Annotated in this window: 15 protein-coding genes and 1 riboswitch; of the genes, 4 read left to right on the top strand and 11 right to left on the bottom strand. The window is 72.1% G+C overall.

The window, feature by feature from the left end; genetic code table 11:
- Positions 1-54: 54 nt before the first annotated feature.
- The 4 genes from ACRX5S_RS25580 to ACRX5S_RS25565 form a co-directional block, all read right to left on the bottom strand.
- Positions 55-780, bottom strand: coding sequence for a hypothetical protein (locus tag ACRX5S_RS25580; RefSeq protein WP_436775435.1), 726 nt, complete (start codon positions 778-780; stop codon positions 55-57).
- Positions 781-1,137: 357 nt separating this feature from the next.
- Positions 1,138-2,250 carry a peptide chain release factor 2 gene (gene prfB / locus ACRX5S_RS25575; protein WP_436775434.1) on the bottom strand — a complete coding sequence of 371 codons (1,113 nt, stop codon included), beginning with the start codon at positions 2,248-2,250 and terminating at the stop codon, positions 1,138-1,140.
- A gap of 723 nt (positions 2,251-2,973) precedes the next feature.
- Positions 2,974-5,076: a protein kinase domain-containing protein gene (locus ACRX5S_RS25570; RefSeq protein WP_436775433.1), complete on the bottom strand. Its 2,103-nt coding sequence runs from the start codon at positions 5,074-5,076 to the stop codon at positions 2,974-2,976.
- A 327-nt stretch (positions 5,077-5,403) separates the two neighbouring features.
- Positions 5,404-6,981: a serine/threonine-protein kinase gene (locus ACRX5S_RS25565; RefSeq protein WP_436775432.1), complete on the bottom strand. Its 1,578-nt coding sequence runs from the start codon at positions 6,979-6,981 to the stop codon at positions 5,404-5,406.
- 912 nt (positions 6,982-7,893) lie between these two features.
- Between ACRX5S_RS25565 and ACRX5S_RS25560 the strand changes: the two genes are divergently transcribed.
- On the top strand, positions 7,894-10,536 hold the full coding sequence (locus ACRX5S_RS25560; protein ID WP_436775431.1) for an FHA domain-containing protein: 2,643 nt from the start codon (positions 7,894-7,896) through the stop codon (positions 10,534-10,536).
- Between the two features lie 137 nt (positions 10,537-10,673).
- On the opposite strand, the gene glyA is transcribed toward ACRX5S_RS25560, so the two are convergent.
- Positions 10,674-11,963, bottom strand: a complete 1,290-nt coding sequence (gene glyA / locus ACRX5S_RS25555; RefSeq protein WP_436775430.1) for a serine hydroxymethyltransferase — start codon at positions 11,961-11,963, stop codon at positions 10,674-10,676.
- 33 nt (positions 11,964-11,996) lie between these two features.
- A riboswitch (ZMP/ZTP riboswitch) is annotated at positions 11,997-12,088 on the bottom strand.
- A 191-nt stretch (positions 12,089-12,279) separates the two neighbouring features.
- Between glyA and ACRX5S_RS25550 the strand changes: the two genes are divergently transcribed.
- Positions 12,280-12,756 carry a hypothetical protein gene (locus ACRX5S_RS25550; protein ID WP_436775429.1) on the top strand — a complete coding sequence of 159 codons (477 nt, stop codon included), beginning with the start codon at positions 12,280-12,282 and terminating at the stop codon, positions 12,754-12,756.
- Positions 12,757-12,803: 47 nt separating this feature from the next.
- Here ACRX5S_RS25550 and ACRX5S_RS25545 read toward each other — a convergent pair whose 3' ends face one another.
- The 3 genes from ACRX5S_RS25545 to ACRX5S_RS25535 form a co-directional block, all read right to left on the bottom strand.
- Positions 12,804-13,256 (bottom strand): LppU/SCO3897 family protein, encoded by a 453-nt coding sequence (locus ACRX5S_RS25545; protein WP_436775428.1) that lies wholly within the window; start codon positions 13,254-13,256, stop codon positions 12,804-12,806.
- A gap of 709 nt (positions 13,257-13,965) precedes the next feature.
- Complete coding sequence (locus ACRX5S_RS25540; protein ID WP_436775427.1) at positions 13,966-18,846, bottom strand: NAD-glutamate dehydrogenase; 4,881 nt, start codon at positions 18,844-18,846, stop codon at positions 13,966-13,968.
- Between the two features lie 346 nt (positions 18,847-19,192).
- Entirely contained in the window at positions 19,193-19,465 is a 273-nt protein-coding gene (locus ACRX5S_RS25535; RefSeq protein ID WP_436775426.1) for an isoamylase early set domain-containing protein, read from the bottom strand.
- 279 nt (positions 19,466-19,744) lie between these two features.
- Here ACRX5S_RS25535 and ACRX5S_RS25530 point away from each other — a divergent pair, with 279 nt between their 5' ends.
- On the top strand, positions 19,745-20,311 hold the full coding sequence (locus ACRX5S_RS25530; protein ID WP_436775425.1) for a DJ-1/PfpI family protein: 567 nt from the start codon (positions 19,745-19,747) through the stop codon (positions 20,309-20,311).
- A gap of 26 nt (positions 20,312-20,337) precedes the next feature.
- Here ACRX5S_RS25530 and pruA read toward each other — a convergent pair whose 3' ends face one another.
- Genes pruA through ACRX5S_RS25515 form a run of 3 tightly spaced genes read right to left on the bottom strand, consistent with a single transcriptional unit; the run spans position 20,338 to position 23,257 of the window.
- Positions 20,338-22,032, bottom strand: a complete 1,695-nt coding sequence (gene pruA / locus ACRX5S_RS25525; protein ID WP_436775424.1) for an L-glutamate gamma-semialdehyde dehydrogenase — start codon at positions 22,030-22,032, stop codon at positions 20,338-20,340.
- Between the two features lie 37 nt (positions 22,033-22,069).
- Positions 22,070-22,723, bottom strand: a complete 654-nt coding sequence (locus ACRX5S_RS25520) for an HAD family hydrolase (RefSeq protein WP_436775423.1) — start codon at positions 22,721-22,723, stop codon at positions 22,070-22,072.
- A 42-nt stretch (positions 22,724-22,765) separates the two neighbouring features.
- Positions 22,766-23,257, bottom strand: a complete 492-nt coding sequence (locus tag ACRX5S_RS25515; RefSeq protein WP_436775422.1) for a DUF6912 family protein — start codon at positions 23,255-23,257, stop codon at positions 22,766-22,768.
- Between the two features lie 330 nt (positions 23,258-23,587).
- On the opposite strand from ACRX5S_RS25515, the gene ACRX5S_RS25510 reads away from it, so the two are divergent.
- On the top strand, positions 23,588-24,298 hold the full coding sequence (locus ACRX5S_RS25510) for an Rv3235 family protein (RefSeq protein ID WP_436775421.1): 711 nt from the start codon (positions 23,588-23,590) through the stop codon (positions 24,296-24,298).
- Positions 24,299-25,285 lie beyond the last annotated feature (987 nt).

Raw genomic sequence — 25,285 nt, 5'->3', positions numbered from 1 at the left:
CCCTCGCCTTTCCGCTGTCTCCAACGGTCACCAGATCATCCGGCCCGAGAGCGGCTACGCGGTCGCGGCGCCCGCGGCGCGGCGGTTCAGCCGACCCGGCAGGACCGTGAAGGCGAAGCCGCCCGCGGCCATCGCCGTACCGCCCGCCACGACCAGCGCGAGGTTCGCGCCCTGGCCGGTGTCGGCCAATTCCGCTCCGGAGCCCGCCGTGGTCCCGGCCGACCCGGCCGCGGCGCCCGCCGCCGGGGTCGTACCGCCGCCGTAGTTGCGCTGCGGTCCGCCGTCACCGGCGGGCGCGGACGAACTCTCCTTGCCGTCACCGCAGTCGACGCCGCCGCGGGCGATGTCGCACTCCTGGCCGGGGCTCGTGGCCGGCGGACCCGTGGGCGGCGCGGTGGTCTCCGTCGCGGGCGGCACGGTCGGCGGCGCGCTCGTGGGCGGCGTGGTGCCGCCGTCCGTGGGCGGCTGCGACGAGGTGTCCGTCGCTGGCGGCGTGGTGGCCGGTGCGCTGGAGGACGTCTCGTCGCCCTTGTTGTCCCCGTTGCCGGGCTTGTTGTCGTCGGTCGGCGTCTCGGTGCCGTCGCCGGGCAGCAGCCCGGCGTCCGACGACGGCGATTCGCTTGCCGATGGCAAGATGCCCAGGTCGAGTTCACACCCCGACGCGAAGGGGTTCGTGGCGCACTTGTCCGGTTCTTCCGCGGCCGCCATGCCCGCGACCGCGAGCGAGGCGCCCGCGACGAAGACGAATGCCGCGGCTATGCGAGCCGTGCGGGCGCGCATTTTGTTCGTCACTCCTGGGACCCCCAGTAGTTGCTTGTTCCCGTCCGGCGGTCAAGCCTTGCCAGGAGGATTGCCAAGCGTCAACGGCGATCTGCGTGGGGTTGCCGGGTGATATCCCTTTTCACCTTAAGTTTCGCTCAAGAATTGAGGGAGTTCCGGAGGGATTTCGCGCGCGAAGTGGGTAGACCGGTGCGGCGAACCGGGGAACCGCCGGGCTCGCGGCTGCGTGTGAAGAGGTGTCGGCCGCAGCGGCGCACCCGCTCGGCCGAGTTCGGCGGCACTAATTGCGGTGCCGCCCTATTCGCGCTGCCCGGAACAGCGGCCGTCGCGCCGAGTGGGCGGCGTACCGCCCGGCGCTCAGGCGTTCGCGACCTGCTGCTGCTTGCGCCAGCGGATGCCGGCCTCGATGAAGCCGTCGATGTCGCCGTCGAGCACCGACTGCGGGTTGCCGACCTCGAACTCGGTGCGCAGGTCCTTGACCATCTGGTACGGGTGCAGGACGTACGACCGCATCTGGTTGCCCCAGGACGATCCGTCGCCCTTGAGCGCGTCCATCTTGGCGCGGTCCTCCTGGCGCTGCTTCTCCAGCAGCTTGGCCTGGAGGACGGCCATCGCGGTCGCCTTGTTCTGGATCTGCGAGCGCTCGTTCTGGCAGGAGACGACGATGCCGGTCGGCAGGTGGGTCAGGCGCACCGCCGAGTCGGTCGTGTTGACGCCCTGGCCGCCGGGGCCGGACGAGCGGTACACGTCGACGCGCAGGTCCGACTCGTCGATGTCGACGTGGTCGGTCTGCTCGACGACCGGCAGCACCTCGACACCCGCGAACGAGGTCTGGCGGCGGCCCTGGTTGTCGAACGGCGAGATGCGCACGAGGCGGTGGGTGCCCTGCTCGACCGAGAGCGTGCCGTAGGCGTATGGCGACTTCACCGCGAAGGTGGCGGACTTGATGCCGGCTTCTTCCGCGTACGAGGTCTCGTAGACCTCGGTGGAGTAGTTGTGGCGCTCGGCCCAGCGCGTGTACATGCGCAGCAGCATCTCGGCGAAGTCCGCGGCGTCGACGCCGCCGGCCTCGGCGCGGATGGTCACCAGCGCCTCGCGGGCGTCATACTCGCCGGAGAGCAGCGTGCGCACCTCAAGCTCGTCGACGGTCTTGCGGATCGCGGCGAGCTCGCCCTCGGCCTCGGTGCGCGTGTCCGCGTCGTCCTCGGCCTCGGCCAGCTCGAACAGCACCTGGACGTCGTCGATGCGGCGGCGGAGGTCCTCGACCTTCCGCAGCTCGCCCTGGAGGAACGACAGGCGGCTGGTGACCTTCTGTGCGCTCTCCGGGTCGTCCCACAGGTCCGGCGCCGCCGCCTGCTCGTTGAGCGCGGCGATGTCGGCGCGCATCTTGTCCAGGTCGAGGACCGCCTCGATCGACTCCATGGTGGATTCGACGGACTTCAGCTCTTCGGAAGGATCAATGGCAGCCACGCACCCCATCGTACTGGTCCACGGCTGTCCGGTTCGTCGGCGGATGGGGAGCGGGGGGGAGGGGTGGGAGTGGGCGAGGGAGGGAGCGGCACGCGCGGTGGGCACGCAGCGCATACACGCGGCGGCCGCACGCGGGGGGGCACACGCGGTGGACACACGCGGTGGACACACGCGGTGGCCGCGTGCGGCGCACGCACGCGGCGGCCACACACGGTGCGCACATGGCGAGCACACGCGGTCGGGTGGGGATCGACGCACGGTCGAGTGCACACGCGGTGGGCACGCGCGGTGCGCACACGCGGTCGGGTGGGAGTCAACGCCCCATCGAGTGCGCACGCGGCGGCCACACACGGTGCGCACATGGCGAGCACACGCGGTCGGGTGGGGATCGACGCACGGTCGAGCGCGCACGCGGCGGCCACACACGGTGCGCACATGGCGAGCACACGCGGTCGGGTGGGGATCGACGCACGGTCGAGTGCGCACGCGGCGGCCACACACGGTGCGCACATGGCGGACACACGCGGTCGGGTGGGAGTCAGCGCCCTATTGAGTGCGCACGCGGCGGCCACACATGGTGCGCACCTGGCGAGCACACCCGGGCGGTTGGGGAGCGAGGCGCGGGCGAGTGCACACGCGGTGGGCACGCGCGGTGCGCACACGCGGTCGGGTGGGAGTCAACGCCCCATCGAGTGCGCACGCGGTGGGCACGCGGTCGGCGGGTCAGGCGGGGACGGCTACCTGGATGCGGCCGTTTTGGGTGCGGGCGTAGACGTCCACGCGCTCGGGGGTCGCGGCGACGGCGGCGACGCCGTCGGGGGCGGCGGCGTCCAGGGAGACCGGGCGCCAGGAGTCGCCGAGGCTGACCGCGCCGACCAGGTGGCCCGCGTTGCCCTGCGGGCGACCGGTCTGGGTTGCGCCGGCGCGGCCGTCCAGTTCGGGGACGACGACGGCGAGGCCGCCGGTCGGGGTCCACGCGGTGGCCGGGCGTCCGGCCGCGGCGAACGTGCCGACGCGCTGCGGTTCGCGCCAGTCTCCCGCCGCGAACGTCACCTGGAGCAGGGCGTGGTCGCCCGCCCGCACCACGAACGCCTCCATCGTGCCGGGCACGGACGCGGTCAACGCCGGGGCCTGCTCGATGATCCCGGCCTTGTGGACCTTGGCGAAGCCGGTCCAGTTGGCGCCGGCGAGCGTCCCGTACATCAGCGCGTCGCCGGAGCGTACGACGATGTCGAGGCGGTCGCCGTCGCCGGTCGCCGCGGGCGCGCCGGTGATCTTGGTCTTGGTGTCGACGCGGGTCCAGTCGCCCCAACCGCCGTCCGCGAAGCTGCACCGGTAGAGCAGCCGGTCGGCGGAGCCCACGGCCAGCACGTCGACGCGCCCCGGCGCCGGTGCGGTGACGGCCAGGTCCTCGGCGGCCTTGAAGGCGGGGAGCTTCTGCCAGTCGCCGAACCTCGCGCCGTCCCCGACCGAGTACCAAGGCTGGCCCGCGGCGTCGCGCTGCACGACGTATGTCTGCGCGTCGGCCGGACGCGCCGCACCGGGCCCGCCGACCAGCAGCACGGGGGCGACGGGCAGTTGCGTCCACTTGTCCCACACCGGTACGCGCGCCGCTCGGTCGCCGGAACCCGGTGACGCGGGCGGCGGGGCGGCCGGTGCCGCGGCGGGCACCCCGCTCGGGGAGACGGTCGAGCCGACCGGCTCCTGCTTCTTGGGCGATTCGTCGTCCTTGCCGAGCAGCCACCAGCCGGTGCCGCCCGCGATGGCGAGCACCAGCACGGTGCCGACCACCGCGGCCGTGCGGTTGCGACGCTTGCGGTGCGTGCTGCGGCGCCGGGACGCGGCGATCGGCGGGGCCGAGAAGGTCGGGCGGGCGAGGTTGGTGTGCGTGTCACGCGTCGCGTCCGGCTCGGTGCCGGACACCAGCGGCACGACCCCCGCGGGCAGCGGCGGCGGTGTCTCGCCACGGTCGGGGTGGCCGCCGCCGTCCGGAGCCGGTACGTCGAAGCGCGGCAGCCCCGCGAGCGCGGGCTGTGCGGCGCGCAGGCGTTCGCCGACCTCACGGGCCGTCAGACGGGCCGCGGGAGCCTTGGAGAGGCAGGCGGCGAGGACTTCGGCGACCGGTGCGGGCAGCCCGGGGATGCCGGGGACCGGCTCGGTGACGTGGCGGCGCAGCACCGCGCCGGGGTGACCGCCGCCGAACGGGGTCCAGCCGGTGAGGAGTTCGTACAGCACGGTGCCGAGCGCGTACACGTCGACGGCGGCAGTCGGCTGCAACCCCTCGATGATCTCGGGCGCGAGGTAGTCGGGTGTGCCGATGATGCGGGTCGCGCGGGTGCGGCGCGGTGCGTCGACGAGGCGGGCGATACCGAAGTCGGTGAGTTTTGCGCGGACTTGGCCGTGCGCGGTGTCGAGCAGGACGTTCTCGGGCTTCACGTCGCGGTGGATCACGCCCTCGGCGTGTGCGGCGGAGAGCCCTTCGGCGACATCCGCGCACACGGCGGCGGCCAGCGCGGGGGTGAGGACGTGCTCCTTCTCCAACCGGGTGCGCAGGTCGGGGCCGTCGACCAGGTCCATGACGAGGGCGAGGTCGGAACCGTCCACCACGAGGTCGTGGATGCCGACGATGCCGGGGTGGTCGAGACTGACGAGAGCGGTCCGCTCCTGGACGAAGCGCGCGACCAACACCTCGTCGGACGCCAGGTCTTCGCGCAGCAGCTTGATGGCGACGGGCCCCTCGGGTCCCTCGCCTGCCCAGACGGTGCCGCTCGCGCCGCGCCCGAGCACTTTCAGGGCGACGTACCGGCTGCCAATCCTGCGTGCCACTGCTGCTCCGTGTCCTTGGCATGCCTCGACTTCGGACTTCCGTGCCCGAAGGCTACCTGCCGCACACGTCGAACCAGCGTGGTGTGGCGGATCCGCAACCGGGTGTCGTGTGGTCATGGAACATCTTTGTCGACATTGGCGCGGCGGTACGGGGGCGTGCGGGCGGGTTGTGCGGGCTAATCGGGCGGGCTTGTCAGAGGGCTTCCCAGGTGGGCCTCTGGGGTGGGCTGCTCGGACGGGCTTCTGGGGTGGGCCTCTGGGTGCGCTTCTTGGACGGGCCTCTCGGGTGCGCTTCTGGGGTGGGCTTTTGGGGAGGGACGGTGTGGCCTACGGGTTGCCGCCGGTGCCGACGCCCCCGGTGTTCCCGCCGGTGTCGCCGTTGCCTCCGTCGCCGCCGCCGTCGAAGAAGTCCTTGGACTTCTCGTACCAGCCCTTGACCTCGTCGAACACGTCGATCGCGCTGTTGACCCAGTCGCGCAGCGGGCTGAACCAGTAGATGGCGAACAGGATCGCGGCGATCACGACCAACCGCATGAGGCAGCCCAACGTGCAGCCGACCCCGGGGATGCGCGAGGGACGGAACCCGCCTCTGCGGCGCGGCTCGCGCGGTTCCCGCGGCTCGCGCCGGGGGCGGTGCGGGGGTTCGACGTCCGGCGGACGCGGCGACTCGCGGCGCTGCGGCGGCGGGGGCGGCGGTTCGCGGCGCACCGGCGGCTCCGGCGCGCGGTACGGCGCGGGCGGAGCCGGGGCGGGCGGCGCGGCGGACGGGCCGCCCTGCCGGGCGTACCCCGGCTCGTCGCGGTAGAGCGGCTGCTGCGGATACCCCGGCGGCTGCGCCGACGGCCGGTACGGCGGCGGCACTTCGTCCATCACGCGCGTCCGGTCGGGCACGGGCGGCTGCGGGGGCGGCGACGGCGGAGCGGGTACGGCGGGGCCCGAACGCGGCACGACCCGCGTCGGGTCGTCGGCTCCGGGAGGCCGGGGTGGTCCGCCCGCGGCCGCGGCACCCGCCGCGCCCGCCGCCGCTGCCGCTCCGCCGATCGCCGCGGCGTCCAGCATGCGGCGCAGCGAGCCGTCGTCGGTACGGGTGCCCTGGAGCACGTCGGCGGCGAGCCGCAGCGCCTTGCCGAGGCCTTCCGCGTCCGGGCGCTGCTCGGGTTGCTTGGCCAGGCAGCGCTCGGCGACCAGCCAGTACGCGTCCGGCATGTTCGCGGGCCGGGTCGGTGTGTCGGCCAGGTGGCGGTGCAGCAGAGCGATCGGGTTGGAGTCGGTGAAGGGCGGGTGCCCGGCGACCAGCTCGTACAGCACGACGCCGGCGGCGTACATGTCGACGGACGGGGTCAGCGGGCGCCCTTCGGCGGACTCCGGGGCGACGTAACTGGGCGTCCCGACGAGTTCGTGGGTGCGCGTGAGCGCGGGCGACTCCGCGAGGCGCGCGATGCCGAAGTCGGTGAGCATCGGATAGAGCGAGTCGCCGTTGCGGTTGAGCATGATGTTGGCGGGCTTGAGGTCGCGGTGGATCACCCCGTCCGCGTGCGTCACGGCGAGCGCGTCGCAGACCTGAGCCATCGTCAGCGCGGCGGCGACGGGCGGCAGCGGCCCGTTGTCGCGCAGGTAGGTGCGCAGGTCGGGCCCGTCGATGAGGTCCATCACGAGGGCGAGCAGCTCGCCCTCGACCACCAGGTCGCGCACACGCACCAGGTTCGGGTGGCTGAGCCGCAGCAGAAGCGACCGCTCGCGCAGGAAGCGCGTCACGACATCGGGGTCACCCGCGAGCTCCTCGCGCAGCACCTTGACCGCGACGACCTCGCCCGTGTCGCGGACACGCGCACGCCACACGGTGCCGCTGGCGCCCCGCCCGAGTGTCTCCTCAAGCAGGTACTTGCTTCCGACCGGCCGGTCCACTGCGCTCCCCAGACTTACTGACAGCTGTTCGCACACCTTAAAGCGCACGCAGGGCCACGCACATCGCCCCTCGCGGGACTGGACGCACCCAACCCGAAACCGGTTCATCACCCACAGTCCACCCCCACGTGGACGCCGCAACGGAACGAAAGGCGGCAGCAGGTGCCCCCCGGGGGGACCGCGCCGTGCGCCCGCGCGACGCGCCTGTCCCGCGCTGTGCGCGCGCAACTCTCCTGTCGAGAGGCTGGTGGCCAACCAGGGGCGCCTGCCACCAGGCCACGCCGCCGCCCGCGCGCTCGATACGGCCGACACGCAACACGCGAACGAGGCCGAGACCGAGACCGAGACGGTCCCACGCCCGTGCTCTCGATACGGCCGACACGCCACACGTGACCGAGACCGAGACGGCCCCGACGCCGATCCGCTGTATGCCCGCGGTGCGTCGGGCGTGGCGCCGACGGGACCGCCCGCCCCGTGCGGGGAGCGGCGAGCGCGCGTCGTTGGCGGCTTGGTGGGCGTCGGCGAGTGGCTGCCTGTGGCCTCGCCACCACCCCGCGACCCACACAGGCGGGAACCGGGCAAAGAACGCATTCGCGCGGCTGCGGGCGAACGTGGTCCGAAGGTCCGTCAACAATGTGTGGGTGTCACCGGGCGCGACGCCCACCCGTCCTCAGCGCCCTCCCGCCGCCGAGGCCCGCCTTCGCGCGGCACGTGTGCGGGGGATTGTGTTGGTGTGGTCGAAAAGCTCGGAGGCTCCTTGGTGGAGTGGCGGCGTCAAGATCATTCCTATTGGAGTTCGGGGGGTGCCATCCTCGTCGCGGATGGAAGGATGCGTACCGTGCACGTCGCATCACCCGTGTGGTTGTCGCGCGGGGTACGCAGGCAACGCTGTGGCAGGGCGGACGGAGGAGCATGCAGATCCGGCTGACCGTGCTCGGGTCCCGTGGCGAGGGACCGGGGGCGGACGTGCTCGTCACCGCCCCCACCGGGACGACGTTCGGGGCCGTCGCGGGTGCGCTGCGGTCGACGTCGGGGACCGACGGACAGCGCTTCTGGGTCGGCGACACGCGGCTGGCCGACAACACTCCGCTCGGCCGACCGCCGCTCGTGGACGGCGCGTTGGTGACCGTCGGGCGCCCCGGCCCCGCGTCGCCCGCCGTCGGATCGCCCGAACTGCGGGTCGTCGGCGGGCCGGACGCCGGCGGGGTGCACCTGCTGCGCCAGGGCACCGTGCGGATCGGCCGCGCGCCCGAGGCGGAGATCCGGCTCGGCGACCCCGATCTGTCCCGTCTGCACGCCGAGCTGACGATAACTCCCGGTGCGCGCGGGCACGTCCGCGTGTCCGACCTCGGTTCGACGAACGGCACGACGCTCGACGGCGTGCCGGTCGGTGCCGAGGCGATGCGCCTGGAGCCCGGTTCGCTGCTGCGGCTCGGCGAGACGACCCTGACCGCCGTCCTGCCGCTCCCCTACGACCCGGACCCACAGGCCGCCCCCGACGCGCCGCGCCCGGACGGGCTGGGCCACGTCGTGCTGCCCCGCCTCCCCCGGCAGCCCTCTCCGCCGGTCGAACCCGTGCGGCTCGATCTGCCCGACGAACCCACAAGCCGCAGGCTGGGGTTCGCCGGTCGGCGCCGCGCGGTGGCCGCCGAGCGCGCCCGGCTGGAGGACCAGGCCCGGCTGGCGGTCGTCGAGGAGGTACGGCGGCGCCGTGCGCACAACCCCGACCTCGCCGCGCTGCTCCTCGCCGCCCTCGACGCGGGCGCCGCGGAGAGCGGCAGACCGGCGGTACCGGTGCGGATCTGGGAGCGCCACGGCGACCCCGCCGAACGCCTCGCGGTGCGCCTCGGCACCGGCGACGTCCTCTCCGAGGTCTCCGTGACGTCCAGCGAGGGGGTGCGCAGGCTGACCGCGTACTCCGCCCCGGTGACCGTCTCGCTGCGCGACTCCGTGCTCGGCCTGGCCGGGCCGCGGCCCCGGCTGCTCGGCCTCGCCCGGTCCGTCGTGGCCCAACTCGCCGCGCTGCACGGCCCGCACGAGCTGGAACTCGTGCTGCTGTGCGCCGATCCGGCGACCGCCGCGGACTGGGCGTGGCTGCGCTGGCTGCCCCAGCTCCGTCCGACCGACGGCCAGGACTGCCGCCTGCTGCTCGGCCTCAACCGCGACCAAGTCCTGGCCCGTACCGGCGAGTTGCTGGACCGGCTCGACCGCGACCGCAGTGGGCGCGGGCGCCGCCGCACCGTCGTCGTCATGGACGGCGCGGGAACGCTCACCGCCCGCCCCGAATTGGTGCGGCTGCTCGCCGAGGGCCCGGCGGCGGGCGTCCACGCGCTGTGCCTGGACGACCGCGCCGAGGAACTGCCCCTGCAATGCTCGGTGATCGGTCGGGTCACCGGCGAAGTCGGCACCAGGCTGTCGCTGATCGGCCCCGGTACGAACCGGATAGAGGACATCGTCGCCGACGCCGTGTCCCCCGCCTGGGCCGACCGGTTCGCCCGCGCGCTGGCCCCGTTGCGCGAGGCCGCCGCGCGTACCGTGTCCCCGCTGCCGGAGACCGTACGCCTGCTCGACCTGCTCGGCTTCGACCTCATGACTCCGGCCAAGGTGCTCGGCTCGTGGCGCGAGGGCGGCCGCAGCCCGCGCGGCGTCCTCGGCGCCGATGTGCGCGGCGCGGTCACCGTCGACCTCGACCACGACGGCCCGCACATGGTCATCGGCGGTACGGCCGGCTCCGGCAAGACCGAGTTGCTCGCCGCGCTCGTGACCTCGCTCGCGGTCGCCAACCGCCCCGACCAACTGGGCGTGGTGCTGGTGCGCGGCACTCCGATCGACCCGCAGCAGGCCCCCGACGGCATCGCCGCATGCGCCGAACTCCCGCACACCATCGGCTATCTCGACGAGCCCGACGCGCCGCGCGCCGCCGACGCCATCTCCGCTGTCCTGCACGAACTCGCGCGCCGCGAACACCTTTTGCACGGCGGCCGGTTCGCCTCCTACCGCGACGAACACGGTCTTCCGCTACCGCGCGTGCTCGTCGCCGTCGACGACATAGAGCGCCTGGCCGGACGCTTCCCCGGGCTGGTCAAAGGACTCGCCGACATCGTCCACCGCGGCGGCGCCCTGGGCGTGCACCTCGCGGTCGCGACCGGCCAGCCCGCGATGGCCGGTTCGATCGAGGCCACCGCGGAGGCGGAGCTGCGCGTCGCGCTGCGCACGGACGACGCGACCGCGTCGCACGCACTGATCCACATCGACGACGCCGCGACGCTGGACGACGAGTACCCGGGCCGGGCGCTCATCCGCGGGTCCGACGGCGCCGTCCATCCGTTCCAGGCGGGACGCGTGACGGGCCGCATGCCGCGCACGGCGACGCTGCGTCCGACGGCCGTACGGCAGGACTGGACCGACATGGGGGCGCCGCTCACCCGCCGGTCCGCGGCGACCGCGGCGAGCGGGCGCCCGCTCATCGGACCGACCGATCTCGCCCTGCTCATCGGCACCTTGCGCCGCGCCGCCGACCAACTGGGCGCGGCGCCGCTGCCCCGGCTCTGGTGAACGAGCGGGGGCGGCGGCACCGCGCACCGGTCGCGCCGCGCACGGCGGCCCCCGCGCATCACCGCGCACCGGTCGCGTCGCGTACGGCGGCCCCGCGCATCACCGCGCCCCCGCGCCCCGCCCACGCGCCGTCCGCGTCAGTCGACCGGCAGCCCCGGTGCCGGATAGGACGCCATCAACTCCCGTACCTCACCGCGCACTTGCTCCTCCACGCCGTCCCGCCCGGTGCGCACCGACTCGACCACCCGGTCGATCCACTCGGCGACGCGCGGCATGTGTTCCTCGCCCAGCCCGCGAGACGTCAGCGCGGGCGTCCCGACACGGATGCCGGACGGGTCGAACGGGCGGCGCGGATCGAAGGGGACGGCGTTGTGGTTGACGACGATTCCGGCGCGGTCGAGCGCCTTCGCGGCGGGCTTGCCGGGCACACCGCGCGACGTCAGGTCGATGAGCAGCAGGTGCGTGTCCGTGCCGCCGGAGACCAAGTCGAAGCCACAGGCGGCGAGTTCGTCGCCGAGGCGGCGGGCGTTGGCGACCACCGCACGGGCGTACGCCCCGAACTCGGGCGTCGCCGCCTCCCGCAGCGCGACCGCGATCGCCGCCGTCGTACGGTTGTGCGGACCGCCCTGGAGGCCCGGGAACACCGCCTTGTCCACGGTCTTGGCGTACTCCGCACCGCACAGGATCATCGCCCCGCGGGGGCCGCGCAGCGTTTTGTGGGTGGTCGTGGACACGACGTCGGCATGGCCCATCGGGGACGCGTGCACGCCGGCCGCCACCAGCCCCGCGATGTGCGCGATGTCCGCGACGAGGACCGCGCCGACCTCGCGGGCGATCTCCGCGAACGCGGCGAAGTCGATGGCGCGCGGCACCGCCGTACCGCCGCAGAAGATCAGCTTGGGGCGCTCGTGCAGGGCGATCGAGCGGACCTCGTCGAGGTCGATCCGGCCGGTGTCGCGGCGCACGCCGTACGAACTGGACCGGAACCAGCGGCCCGTCGCCGACACGTCCCAGCCGTGGGTGAGGTGCCCGCCCATCGGCAGCGACATGCCGAGGACCGCGTCGCCGGGCTTCGCGAAGGCCAGGTAGACGGCGAGATTGGCGGGCGAGCCGGAATACGGCTGGACGTTGGCGTGCTCCGCGCGGAACAGCGCCCGGGCCCGTGCGCACGCCAACTCCTCGATGGGGTCGACGGTTTGCTGGCCCTCGTAGTAGCGGCGGCCCGGATAGCCCTCGGAGTACTTGTTGGTGAGCACCGAGCCGGTCGCTCGCAACACGGCCGCGGACACGTAGTTTTCGCTCGCGATCATGCGCAGCGTCTCGCCCTGGAGCCGTTCTTCGGCACGGACGAGCGCGGCGATCTCGGGGTCGGTGTCGCGCAGCGCGTCCAACGGAACGGTGGGTGAGGGTGTTTCGACGAATGCCACGGGTTTCCTCCCGGGTCGGCCTTCAGGACGGGACCCGGGTGCCCAGGCGGACGGCACCGCGCGCACAAGCTCGCTGCCGCTTCCTCGTGGTCGGTTCCACGTCGACGCCAGTCGCGGCACGGCCCACGCTAATCCACCGGTCCCGGACCGGGCCACCGACTTGGCCCAGGATCGTTACAGATCCGGCACCATGGGGGGTCGCCGCGTCTGGCAAGGTCCATCAGGCGTAACGTGATTAACAAATTACACGGGGAATGCCCCAGTAAGACTGGTTGGTGAGGCTGCCTGGGGCGAGGAGGGAAGCGGGGGGCACGAAATGAGGGGCAGCCGCCGAACAGCGCTGCTGCGCACGCTGTATGCCGTTTTGGTGGTCGAGGGGACCGCGCTGCTTCTCGGTGCGGGGACGCTGGGCGTCATGGCCGCCGCCGTTCGCCAGGAGGAGCACGAAAGGCTCTCCGGGCTCGAAGGGATGCTGACACTCACCGCGATTCTGGCCGCCGCACTCGCCGCGCTCTGCGCGGGGAGCATATTCGCGGTCCGCAGCATGCTCCGCCACGGCTACGGCGCGCTGGGCCGTGCCGCGACGCTGGGGATGTTCCACCTGTGGGCGGCCATGCTCGTCGTGACGCTCAAGGGCCCGCTGTGGCTGCTCGCCCCGACCGGGGTGCCGGCCGCGTTCTACCTGAGCGCCTGGTGGCTGCTCAAGGACCGCAGGCGGGACGACCTGCTCCTGCTGGAGGCCGACATCCCGGCGCCGCGCCGCCCCGAGGCGGAGCGCGCGTCACGCACCTGACGCACGCGTTGCACACATGCCGCGCACGCAGATATGACGCAGCGTCATCATCCGTTCCCGGCCCGTGCATTGGGCGCCACGCACCAGACATCGGTACGCCCGTCCCGGTGCACCACCATCGGGTCCGTGGCGCCCAGCACGACGGCGCAGGTCGTCGGGTCCGACGCGCCCTTGAAGACCTCCAGCACGGTGTATTTGGCGCGGGCGTCCGTGCAGTTCAGGGGCTTGACGTCGGCTCCGCCCAGCGCGGCGATGCAACTGCCCTCGCGGACGCCCGCGGGCTCGCCCTCGTACAGCGTCCAGCCCCAGTAGCCGAACACGCCGAGACAGGCGACGACCGCGAACACCAGCAGCACGCGCACCGGCCGCCCGAGCCCCCGGCGTCCGCGAACCTCGCGGATCTCCCGACGCGTAGGGGCGAGCGCCGCGTCGGACTGCCTCTCGACCCCCGACTCGGCCGGACGCGGGACCAGGGCCGCCGACGGCTGCTCGTCGCGCACCGGACGTCGCGGGTAGTACTGCTGCCCCGACGGTGGCCGCGACTGGTACTCCGGCGCAGGCCCGTCGTCGAAGTCCCCCGGTCCATATTGCGGTGAGTCGTAGTACGCCTCGTACTGCGCGCCGTACTGCGATCCGTGATCGGACGCCTGCCCTGGGACAGGCTGCCCATAAGTCGACTGCCCGTACGAGCCCGGCCCGTACGAGCCCGGCTGGTATGAGCCCTGCCCATATGCAGCCGACCCATAATCGGCGTGCCCATATGGGCCCTGCCCATAGCCGCCCCGCCCAAATGAGTCCTGCCCAAATGAGCCCTGCCCATACGAGCCCTGCCCATATGAGTCCGCCCCATGTGAGCCCTGCTCATATGCGTTGCCCTGCGCCTGACCATGCCCAGACTCCTGGTCAAGCCGATACTCCCGCCCATAAGCAGGAGTCCCGTCCAGCCAAGCCGGCAGATACGGAGTCGGTTCGACCTCGTCCGGTTCCGGTCGTTCGTGCATCTGGGCCTCCGAGACACGAACGGCGGCGGGCGAGCGGGACGTGTGCGGACGTACGGACGCCCACCTTCGACTATTGACCCGCGTTCATCAAGAGATGACCGGCCGGAAACGCCGGCGGGGCCGCAAGGAGAACACCTCCCTGTGGCCCCGCACAAGCCCAAGCCCGCCCGAACCGCCCGGTTCAGGCCGTACTTGACACTCCGTCAGCTCAGTTCATGCTCCCGCTGCGCAGCAGAGTCCGGATGACCCGCATGGCGACCGACAGCGTCGCCAGGTCGTACGTCTCCGCCTCCTGCAACTCCTCCAGCGTCGTCCGCGCCCGGTTGATCACCGACGCGTTCCGCTCCTCCCACGCCTTGAACCGCAGCTCCGGCGTGTCCTCCGGCCCGCCCGACGACAGCACGTCGAAGGTGAGTCCGGCCTGCGCCGCGTACAGGTCCTCGCGCAGCGACGCCCGGGCCATCGACTTCCAGCGGTCGTCGCGCGGCAGCTCGATGATGCGGTCCAGCATCATCGCGATGGGCAGGCGGTCGACCAGGTCGAAGTACACCTCGGCGACCTCGATGACGCCGTGCCCGGAGTCGCGGGACACCTCGACGATGTCCAGGGCCGCGTACGCCGACGAGAACCCGGCCACCACCGTCGCCAGCTCGTGCGGCACCCCGGCCTCGGTGAATTGCTGGTACAGGCCGTCCATCCACTCCAGATCGCTGCCGCGCAGCAGCTTGGGCAGGTGCGCCGCGACGTCCGCGACGCCCTCCGAGAAGAACGCGATCTGCGCCGCGATGTCGATCTCGCGCCGGTTGCTGAGCATCCAGCGCGTCGACCGTTCGACCAGGCGGCGGATGTGCAGCCGCATGCGGGTCTGCACCGACGCCGGGATCTTGTTGTCCAGCGCCTTGATGCGGTCCAGAACATCGTCCGCGCCGAAGATCTGACGCGCCGCCAGGTGCGCGCGGGCCACCTCGTCCGCGGACGCCCCCGACTCCTCGCGCATGCGGAACATGAACGAGATGCCGGCCAGGTTCACCAGGTCGTTGACCACGCGCGTCGTGATGATCTCGCGGCGCAGCGCATGTGCGTCGACCTGCGCGCCGAAGCGCTCTTGCAGCGCGGTCGGGAAGTACCGGTGCAGCTCGCCGCGCAGGTAGTCCTCGTCCGGCAGATCGGAGGCCAGCAGCTCCTGGGCGAGCACGATCTTCGTGTACGCCAGCAGCACCGCCAGCTCCGGCTGCGTCAGCCCGCCGCCCGCCTGCTGGCGGTCGCGCAACTGCCGGTCGCTCGGCAGGAACTCGATGTCGCGGTCCAGCTGCCCGTCGCGCACCATCTTGCGCAGGTACCGCATGTGCACGTGCAGCAGTTGCGGGGCCTGGGCGACCGCGTTGGCCAGCGCGTAGTTCTGGTCGTAGTTGTTCTCCAGGACCAGGCGGCCGACCTCGTCCGTCATCTCGGCCAGCAGCGTGTTGCGCTGCTTGCCGGTCATGTCCCCGGCCGAGACCACCTGGTTCAGCAGGATCTTGATGTTGACCTCGTGGTCCGAGGTGTCCACACCCGCCGAGTTGTCGATGGCGTCGGTGTTGATCCGGCCGCCGGCCAGCGCGAACTCCACGCGCCCGAGCTGCGTGCAGCCCAGGTTGCCGCCCTCGCCGACCACCTTGACGCGCAGCGCGCCGCCGTCCACCCGGATCGCGTCGTTGGACTTGTCGCCCACGTCCGCGTTCGACTCCGACGCCGCCTTGATGTACGTGCCGATGCCGCCGTTCCAGAACAGGTCGACGGGCGCCTGGAGGATCGCCTTCATCAGCTCGGACGGCGCAAGGCGCGTCACCGAGTCGGCCAGGCCCAGGCGTTCGCGCACCTGCTTGGTGATCTGCACCGACTTGGCGGTACGCGGGAACACGCCGCCGCCGGCCGAGATCAGGTCGGGGTTGTAGTCCGCCCACGAGCTGCGCGGCAGGTCGAACAGGCGGCGGCGCTCGGCGTACGAGACGGCCGCGTCCGGCTCCGGGTCCAGGAAGATGTGCCGGTGGTCGAACGCCGCCACCAGCCTGATGTGCTCGGACAGCAGCATGCCGTTGCCGAACACGTCGCCGGACATGTCGCCGATGCCGACGACCGTGAAGTCCTCGGTCTGCGTGTCGTGGCCCAGTTCGCGGAAGTGCCGCTTGACCGACTCCCACGCGCCGCGCGCCGTGATGCCCATGCCCTTGTGGTCGTACCCGGCCGAGCCGCCCGACGCGAAGGCGTCGCCCAGCCAGAAGCCGTACGCCCCGGCCACCTCGTTGGCGATGTCCGAGAACGTCGCGGTGCCCTTGTCGGCCGCGACCACCAGGTAGGTGTCGTCGCCGTCGTGCCGCACCACGTCCGTCGGCGGCACGACCGCGCCGGCCACCAGGTTGTCGGTGATGTCCAGCAGCCCGGAGATGAACGTCCGGTAGCAGGCCACGCCCTCGGCGAGCCACGCCTCGCGGTTGGCCTGCGGGTCGGGCAGGTGCTTGCAGACGAACCCGCCCTTCGCGCCGACCGGCACGATGACGGTGTTCTTCACCATCTGCGCCTTGACCAGGCCCAGAACCTCGGTGCGGAAGTCCTCGCGCCGGTCCGACCAGCGCAGGCCGCCGCGCGCGACCGCGCCGAAGCGCAGGTGCACGCCCTCGACGCGCGGCGAGTACACGTAGATCTCGAACTTCGGGCGCGGTGCCGGGAGGTCGGGGATCCGATGCGGGTCGAACTTCAGCGAGATGTAGTCGTGCGCCTCCCCGTCACTGCGCCGCTGGAAGAAGTTCGTGCGGAGCGTGGCGCCGACCATCGACACGAAGGAGCGCAGGATGCGGTCCTCGTCCAGGCTCGCGACCTGGTCGAGGGCGCCCTCCAGCTCCTCCACCATGCCGTCCACCAGCTCGGTGCCCGCGGCCTGGTGGCCGGGCGAGAAGCGGGCCTCGAAGAGGTTCACCAGCAGGCGCGCGATGTGCACGTTGCCGACGAGGGCGTCCTCGATGTAGTCCTGGCTGAAGGTCGAGCCGGCCTGCCGCATGTACTTGGCGTACGCGCGCAGCACCATGGCCTGGCGCCAGGTCAGCCCGGCGCGCAGCACCAGGGCGTTGAATCCGTCGGACTCGGCCTTGCCGGTCCAAACGGCGGCGAACGCCTCCTGGAAGAGGAGCTTGACGTCGTCGCCCGCCTCCAGCGTCGGGTCGTGGCGCAGGCCGAAGTCGTACACCCACGCGATGCGGCCGTCGCTGCGGCGCAGCTCGTACGGCCGCTCGTCGACGACCTCGATGCCCATGCGCTGGAGGATCGGCAGCACGTCGGACAGCGACAGCGGGCCGCCGGTGCGGTAGATCTTGAAGCGCCGCTCGCCCGGCAGCGCTCCTATCGGCTGGTAGAGGTTCAGGGTGAAGTCCGCGCCGGTGTCCCCCGGGTCCAGCGCCTCGATGCGGCGCAGGTCGGCGACGGCGGTGCGCGGGGTGAAGTCGGCCTTGTAGCCCTCGTTGAAGGCGTTCGCGTACGCCCGCGACAGCTCGGCGGCCGGCTCCTCGCCGCACTCGGCGACCAGCGCCTCGGCGAAGTCGTCGGCCCACGAGCGGGTCGCCGCGGACAGCAGCCGCTCGATGTGCTCGACGTCCGGGTCGCCCAGCGTCGAGCCGCGCGGCACCCGGACCGTGAAGTGCAGCCGGGCCAGCACCGACTCGGTGTTGCGGGCGGTGTAGTCGATGACCGAGCCGCCGAGCTCGCGCAGCAGGATGTCCTGCATCTTGAGGCGGATCTCGGTGGTGTAGCGGTCGCGCGGCAGGTAGACGAGGGCCGAGTGGAAGCGGCCGTACTCGTCCTTGCGCAGGAACAGCCGCAGGCGGCGGCGCTCTTGCAGGTACAGGACCGAGATGCCGATGTCGTACAGCTCCGGCACCTGGATCTGGAAGAGGTCGTCGCGCGGGTACGTCTCCAGGATCTGGAGCAGGTCGCGGCCGTCGTGGCTGGCCGGCGGGAACCCGGCCATCTCCAGCACCTGCTGCACCTTGCGGCGCACCACCGGGATGCGCGTGACGCTCTCGGTGTAGATGGACGACCCGAACAGGCCGAGAAAGCGCCGCTCGCCGACCACGTTGCCGTCCGCGTCGAACTTCTTGACGCCGATGTAGTCGAGGTACGACGGCCGGTGCACGGTGGAGCGCGAGTTGGCCTTGGTCAGAATCAGCAGCTTCTTCTCGCGGGCCTTGGCCCGGGCTTCCGGCGAGAGGCGGCTGAACGCGTTCGACAGATCCTGGTCGGGGCGCAGCAGGCCGAGGCCGGTGCCGGGCACCGCGCGCAGGTTGTCCTCGCCGTCCTCGACGACCAGGTCGTACTCGCGGTAGCCGAGGAAGGTGAAGTGGTCCTCGGCGAGCCAGCGCAGCAGCTCCCAGGCCTCGCCGATCTCCTCGCTGGGCAGCGCGGGGGGCTCGTCGGCCAGTTCGTCCGCGAGCCGCATCGCGGTCTCGCGCATCTTGGTCCAGTCCTCGACCGCCTCGCGCACGTCGTCCATGACCTGCTTGAGGCCGCTCTCGATGGCGCGGATGTCCTCGCGGTCGCTCTCCCGGTCGATCTCCACGTGCATCCACGACTCGACCACCGCGTCGTCGGGGACCACGGAGGCGTCGGAGGTGTCCAGGATCTCGGTGAGGTTGCCGGTGATGTCGCGCCGGACCACCAGTTGCGGGTGGATCACGACGTGGATCGCCCGGTCCTGGCGGGAGAGTTCGTTGGTCACCGAGTCCACGAGGAACGACATGTCGTCGGTGACGATCTCGATGACGGTGTGGCCGGACGACCAGCCGTTCTCCTCGACGGTCGGGGTGTAAACCCGCACCTTCGCCGTGCCCTGCGGGCGGGACGCCGCCAGTCGGCAGTGCGAGATGGCCGCCCCGTACACGTCGACCGGGTCCCGTTCCACCAGGTCGTCGGGGGCGGTGTGCCGGTAGTAGCGGCGAAGCAGCACGTCCAGGTCGATGTGACCGGGGCCGTCGCCGCCTCCGTGCTGTGACGATGCCTGCCGGGCCTTCTCCGCCGCCCGGGCCAGCAGATTCGCTTTCGCCTCGTCCAGCTTGCTCTGCATGATGCCGATGCTCCCTGTCGCGCGCCGTTGCGTGACCGACTACTGCGTGTGTCTCCTGATTTGCGAGTGTCCCCGAACGGCAGCGACGTGGCGCAGCGCCACGGCGGTTCCCGGACGGCGTCTTTGCCGACCGGTTCCGGACGCCGGGACACCCTTGTCCCGGCGGCGCGACCGCGGTGCCTACGTACACACGTGCGTTGCGGGTCGAGGGCCACCCACGCCCGCCAGGCTACCCGCGCCGTGCCGCGGCGGTACCGGGGCCCCGGGTCCGGCATGGGGCACAACCTGTCAGCAATCCACCCGACGCGCCGACACTGCGTCAAATGGACAACGCCGGGCGCAGCGGTCAGACCGTGACGATGCCGTTTTGACCGTCGTGTTCGGCCGATTCGTCGTCGAACCAGACGCCGTTCTCCGCGAGGTAGCGGAAGCGGACGGTCGAGCCGGGCGCCAGCGTGACGGCCACCGAGCGGGTGCCGTTGCTGCGCCGCACGAGGGTGTGGCGTCCCGGCTCCCAACCGTTGAAGTCGCCCACGACGCTCACCCGGCCGGCCGGGTCGTCCACGGGTAGGCAGAAGGTGATCCGCGTCGAGCCGTTGTCCCTGGCGCGCTTGATCACGTCGTCCCCCTCACTTCCGGCCGTCTCGGGCCTGTCGTCGGTGGTCTGTCGTGTGGTGTGTGCGGTGGTCCGTTTGGTCGTCGTGCCGCGGTGCGCACAGCCCAGCACACGCACATGTCGTACTCGTGCCGAACGTATTGCAGGATTCCGCTCCCGTCACCCCCTGTCCACGACCGGTAGCCCATTGCCGATTCGCGGACGGCGGGGCACCGTGGACGGAAGCGGACGTACGGCGGACAGACGTACCGGAACGGTGCGTCGCTCGGGGAGGCGGTCGCCATGGCACACAGGGTCCTGATCATCACCGGAGACGCGGCGGAGTCGCTGGAGGTGCTGTACCCCTACCAGCGGTTGCGCGAGGAGGGGTACGACGTGCACATCGCGGCGCCCTCACGCAAGAAACTCCAGTTCGTCGTACACGACTTCGTGGACGGCTTCGACACCTTCACCGAGAAGCCCGGCTACACCTGGCCGGCCGACTTCGCCTTCGTCGAGGTGCGCCCGGAGAACTACGTGGCCCTGGTCGTCCCGGGCGGCCGCGCGCCCGAGTACATCCGCAACAACCCGGTCGTCCAGCGCCTGGTGCGCCACTTCTTCGAAAACGACAAGCCGGTCGCGCACCTGTGCCACGGCCCCCTCATCGCCGCCGCGGCCGGGGTCCTGGACGGCAGGCGTACGTCCGCCTATCCGGCCATCGCCCCGGACGTCCGCGCCGCCGGCGGCACCTTCGTCGACGGCGAGGCCGTGGTGGACGGCACCCTTGTCTCCGGCCGTACCTGGGTCGACCACCCGGGCTGGATGCGGGAGTTCATCCAGGTGCTGCGCAGCAAGGCGCCGGTCGGCTGACTCGGGCCGCCCACGCGTGCACCTGGTCATCCGAAGCCTTTGAAGGCGTCCTTCATGTCGTTGGCGAACTGGGAGACCTGGCCCATCACGCCCTTTTCCATGTAGGGGTAGTGGTAGTCGGTGGGTGGGACGAGGGTCTCCTTGATCGCACGGGTGCTGGTCCACCGCATCAGGTTCTGCTTCGAGCCCGCTTTGTCGTTGGTGCCCGAGCCCCGGCTGCCGCCGAAGGGTTGCTGGCCCACCACCGCACCCGTCGGCTTGTCGTTCACATAGAAGTTCCCCGCCGCGAAACGCAACACCCGCGACGCCTCCGCCACCGCCGCCCGGTCCCGCGCCATCACCGAACCGGTCAGGGCGTACGCCGCGACGGACTCCATCTGGGCGAGCATTCGCGACCAGTCCGCGTCGTCGTAGACGAACACGGCCAGAATCGGCCCGAAATACTCCGTCGTGAACACCTCGTCGGCCGGGTCGTCGCACACCAGCAGGGTGGGCCGCACGAAGTAGCCCTCGCTGTCGTCGTACGTGCCCCCGGCCAGGATGTCGATGCCCGGCGTGGCCTTGGCCCGGTCGATCGCGGCCTTGTTCTTCGCGAACGACCGCGCGTCGATCACCGCCCCCATGAAGTTGGAGAAGTCGGCGACGTCGCCCATCGTCAGCGACTCCACATCCGCCACCAACTCGTCCCGCAGACCGTCCTCCCACAACGACCGCGGCACATACGCCCGCGACGCCGCCGAACACTTCTGTCCCTGGTACTCGAACGCCCCCCGCACCAACGCCGTCCGCACCGCGGCCGCATCCGCGGAGGGGTGCACGACAACGAAGTCCTTGCCGCCGGTCTCCCCCACGATCCGCGGATACGCCCGGTACCCCGACAGGTTCGCCCCGATCGTCGACCAGAGCTTCTGGAAGGTGGGCGTCGACCCGGTGAAGTGCAGCCCCGCGAAGTCCCGGTCGGCAAGCACCACCTCGGACACCGCGACGCCGTCGCCGGGCAGCATGTTCACCACCCCCGGCGGCAACCCCGCCTCCTCCAGCAACCGCATCACATGCCACGCCGCCAGGGTCTGCGTCGGGGAGGGCTTCCACACCACCGTGTTGCCCATCAGCACCGGTGCGGTGGGCAGGTTCCCCGCGATCGCCGAGAAGTTGAACGGTGTCACCGCGTACACGAACCCGTCCAAGGGACGATGGTCCAGGCGGTTCCATACCCCCGGCGACGAGATCGGCTGCTCCGCCAGGATCTCCCGCGCGAAATGCACGTTGAACCGCCAGAAGTCCACCAGCTCACACGGACAGTCGATCTCCGCCTGCTGCACCGTCTTCGACTGGCCCAGCATCGTCGCCGCCGCAAGCCGCTCCCGCCACGGCCCCGCCAACAGGTCCGCCGCCCGCAACAACACCGCCGCACGGTCGTCGAAGGACAGCGCCTGCCAGCCCGGCGCCGCCGCCTTCGCCGCCGCCACCGCGGCCCGCGCGTCCTCCTGCGTCGCGGACCCGAACCACCCCACCGCGGAACCGTGCCGGTGCGGCTGCACCACCTCCACCCGCTCCCCGCCCCCGACCGACTGCATCCCGCCGATCGTCTGCGTCAGCTCCACCCGCTCCCCCGCCTGACGCCTCAACTCCCCCTCGACCCGCGCCCGCTCCCCACTCCCCGGCGCATACGAACGAACCGGCTCATTCACCGGCAACGGAACCTGAGTCACAGCATCCATGCGGAACGAGGTGCCCCGTTTTGGACGGTTTGACGCATTACTGCCCGGCGAGCGCGACCGCTTCCTCAAGGGTGTCCACAACCGGCACCCCGGCCGGCTCCAGGCTGGCCCGGGCGTGCGAGCCGCCGGTGTAGAGCACGGCCGAGGCACCGACCTCGCGGGCGGCGTGCGCGTCGTCAGCCGCGTCGCCGATGAGCACAACCGTCGTGGGGTCCACGGCGAGGGCGTCCAGATGCCGTGCGAGGTGTTCGGCCTTGCCGCCGCCGGGCGGGCCGATCCGGCCGTCGACGCGCAGGAAGTGCGCGTCGATGCCGAAGCGGTGCACGAACGGCATCAGGTCGTCGTGGGCGGTCAGCGACAGCAGCGACTGCGTGCGGCCGGCATCCCGCCAGCCGCGCAGCAGGGTGTCCGCGCCGGGGGTGAGGGCGCACGCGGCGACGTGCCGGGCGTACGACTTCTGGAAGGCGGCGTCCAGCACCGCCCACTCGTCGGGCTCGGGGATGCGGCCGGTGATCTTCTCGTAGAACTTCGGGACCGGGACGCAGTAGAGGTCGCGGTAGCGCTCCAGCGTGATCGGCGGGAGGCCGTACGCGGCGAAGGAGTCGTTGGTCGCCGCGACGACCGCGTCGATGTCGTGGAACAGCGTGCTGTTCCAGTCCCACACAATGTGACGCGTCGGCAACGGGCTCATCGACGCATTGTGCACCGTCCGCCCGACAGTCGGAGCGGTCGATCAGTCGATGAGATCGCCGAGCTCCTGTGTCGCGTACCACATCAGCTCGTGCTCCTCGGCGGCCTCGACCAGCGCCTCGGCCGCGGCGTCGCCGTCCTGCGCGGCCGCGGCGACGGGGCTCGCGGCGACCACGGCCTCCTCGGCGTCCTCGGCGTCCATGAGCACGGCGGCGACGCGCTTGAGCGGGATGGTGCCGTCGACGAGCACCGCGCCCGGGCCGAGGTCGGGGACGGCGGTGACGATCGCGTCGGGCACCTCGGCGGCCAGTACCACGCGCCGCGGACGGGCGGCGTCGTCCTCTGCGAGGAGGGCGAGCGACATGCGGCCGGCGAGGACGGTCGCGGCGTACTCCAGCTCCTCGGCGTCCTCGGTGCCGCACCACTCGCGCAGCTCGGCGGTCACCGCATATGCGCTGACGGGGGCGGGTGCCACGGCGGCGTCCCGCCGCACCGCGGCGAGGGCGGTCGGCGTCGAGGGGACGTACACACGCATCGGGGCTCCAGGACGTGGCGGTGGACGGGGCGCCCGTACGTATGAATCCGCACGGTCGGCAGCACTGCATCGTACGAGTCCGCCCGACCTCGGGCGATCGGCGTCCCCTGACTTCTTGCACCGAATCACCCGGTTTCATCCCGGCGCACGCCCGCGCCCGGCCCCGGCCGCCTGCGAGCGCCGGGCGGCAACCGGCTGTTTGACGGGCGGTGGGCCTGCCGGGTAGCAAATGGCCGGAAAGCTGCGCTGCGGGGGACAGCGCTCGGCGCCGGCCGAACGCCGCCGTCCTCCCCCAATGCACCACGGCACACGCTTCACGGGGAGGACCGCATGGTCCAGTACGGCAATACCGTCAACACCGTCCAGGGCACCGCCCGCGAGACGCCGCCCTCGCCCGCGCGGCGCCGCGTTCCGCCGCCGGCGACCGGTCGGGATCCACACCCGCCCGCCGCCGGCACCGGCCCGACACCGCAGACCCACCACCCGTTCGAACTCGTCCGCGCGCCCGCCGGCGGTTCCGTGCCCTTCCGACCCGGGGAGCCGCTTCCCCGGCTCCGGATCCTGCGGGCGCCGCTCTGTGAGCCGGAGTACGACCCCGCGGACGGCGTCGTCATCCCGTTCCCGACCCGCCCACCGGTCGTCGGACGACCGCGGCTGCGCCTCGTGGGGGCGGACGGGCCGCCGCCCGAGGAACCGGATTCCGAGCAGGCCCGGTGCCAGGTACGGCGCTTCGCGATCTACCTGACCGAAACCCTCGCGGGAAGGCGGCCGTTGCGGCAGCTCACCCCGTACACCACATCGCACGTCCGCGCGGTGGTCGAGGAACTGCGGCAACACCTGAACGCGACTCACAGCGGCTCCCTCAGCCTCGTGGCCTCCAACGCCACCGCGCCCGCGGAGGACACCGCAGAGGGCTTCCTGAGACTGCGCCTGGGCCCCGACCGCTTCCAGGCCGTCGCCGTACGCCTGGACCACCGTCCCCACCCAACCCGCCCGGACCACCCCAGAACGTGGATCTGCACCGCCCTCCACTACCGCTGACCACTGAGGGCGGACGGCTCCCCCACAGAGCCGTCCGGCCCCCACCCACCACCCGTTCGGCCCCACCCCGCCGAGTGAACCCACCGCGCGCTCCCCCAACCGGCCCAACGCAACCCCGTCCGGGGGGCAACAGCACGCACGAAGAGTCAGCAGGACCGCGCGTCGCGGCCCTGCTGACCGGGAGTAGAGATGAACGGGTCCGACCGCGGCAACCGGTGCCGGTCCTCGACGGCGCCAACCCGCCCCGGGCGCCCTTCACCCCGCCTCACCTCTGCCACGTCGACATGCCGAACCGCACCACGGCACCCGAAACCCGCCGCGGCCCCCTACACCCCGCCTCACCCCTGCCACGTCGGCATGCCGGATCGCACCACGGCAGCCGAAACCCGCCGCGGGCCCCCTACACCCCGCCTCACCCCTGCCACGTCTACATGCCGAACCGCACCACGGCACCGGATGAGATGCACCTCCCGGGTGTGCGCCCGAAATGGTGGAGGGCCAGTGGGGCAGCACCCCCAGATCGAGGGGATGAGGTTGCACACGCCCGACGGGCCAGGACCTCGCCCAGGCGCCCGTACAGCGATCTGGTTGGCCCGAGCCTCGGACTACGTCCCGAACCCGCGTAAGGGCCCTTGCAGGCCCTCTCATGGCCCTTCGCGGCGAGCGCGGACGATACGGGCGACGCCCTGCACGGACCGCACGCGGCGCGGATCGATCAACCGCCCCCGGCGGCCAGGACGCAATCGCTCTGGGTGTCATCGCGGGCCCCGCCGGTGAACACGGCGGCACGCGCGCAAGCTCGGTCGCGCACAGAGCGGCCGCGGGCCTGAACGCCCGCGCTGCGGGCGCGTATCGCCACGCTCCGGACGCTTCCGACGCCACAAGCCCCCGCAGCAGGCGCCGGCGGTTCCGGCAAGGCCGTCACGGCTGCGGGCGCGGCAGATGCGGGCCTTTGCGTAACGTGCCTCGCTCGCGGCCCCTCGCCCT

This window comes from Yinghuangia sp. YIM S09857 (assembly GCF_051388915.1).
Lineage (GTDB): Bacteria > Actinomycetota > Actinomycetes > Streptomycetales > Streptomycetaceae > Yinghuangia.
The sequence above is the reverse complement of the archived record's forward strand: the minus strand, read 5'-3'. Positions and strand labels throughout refer to the sequence as shown.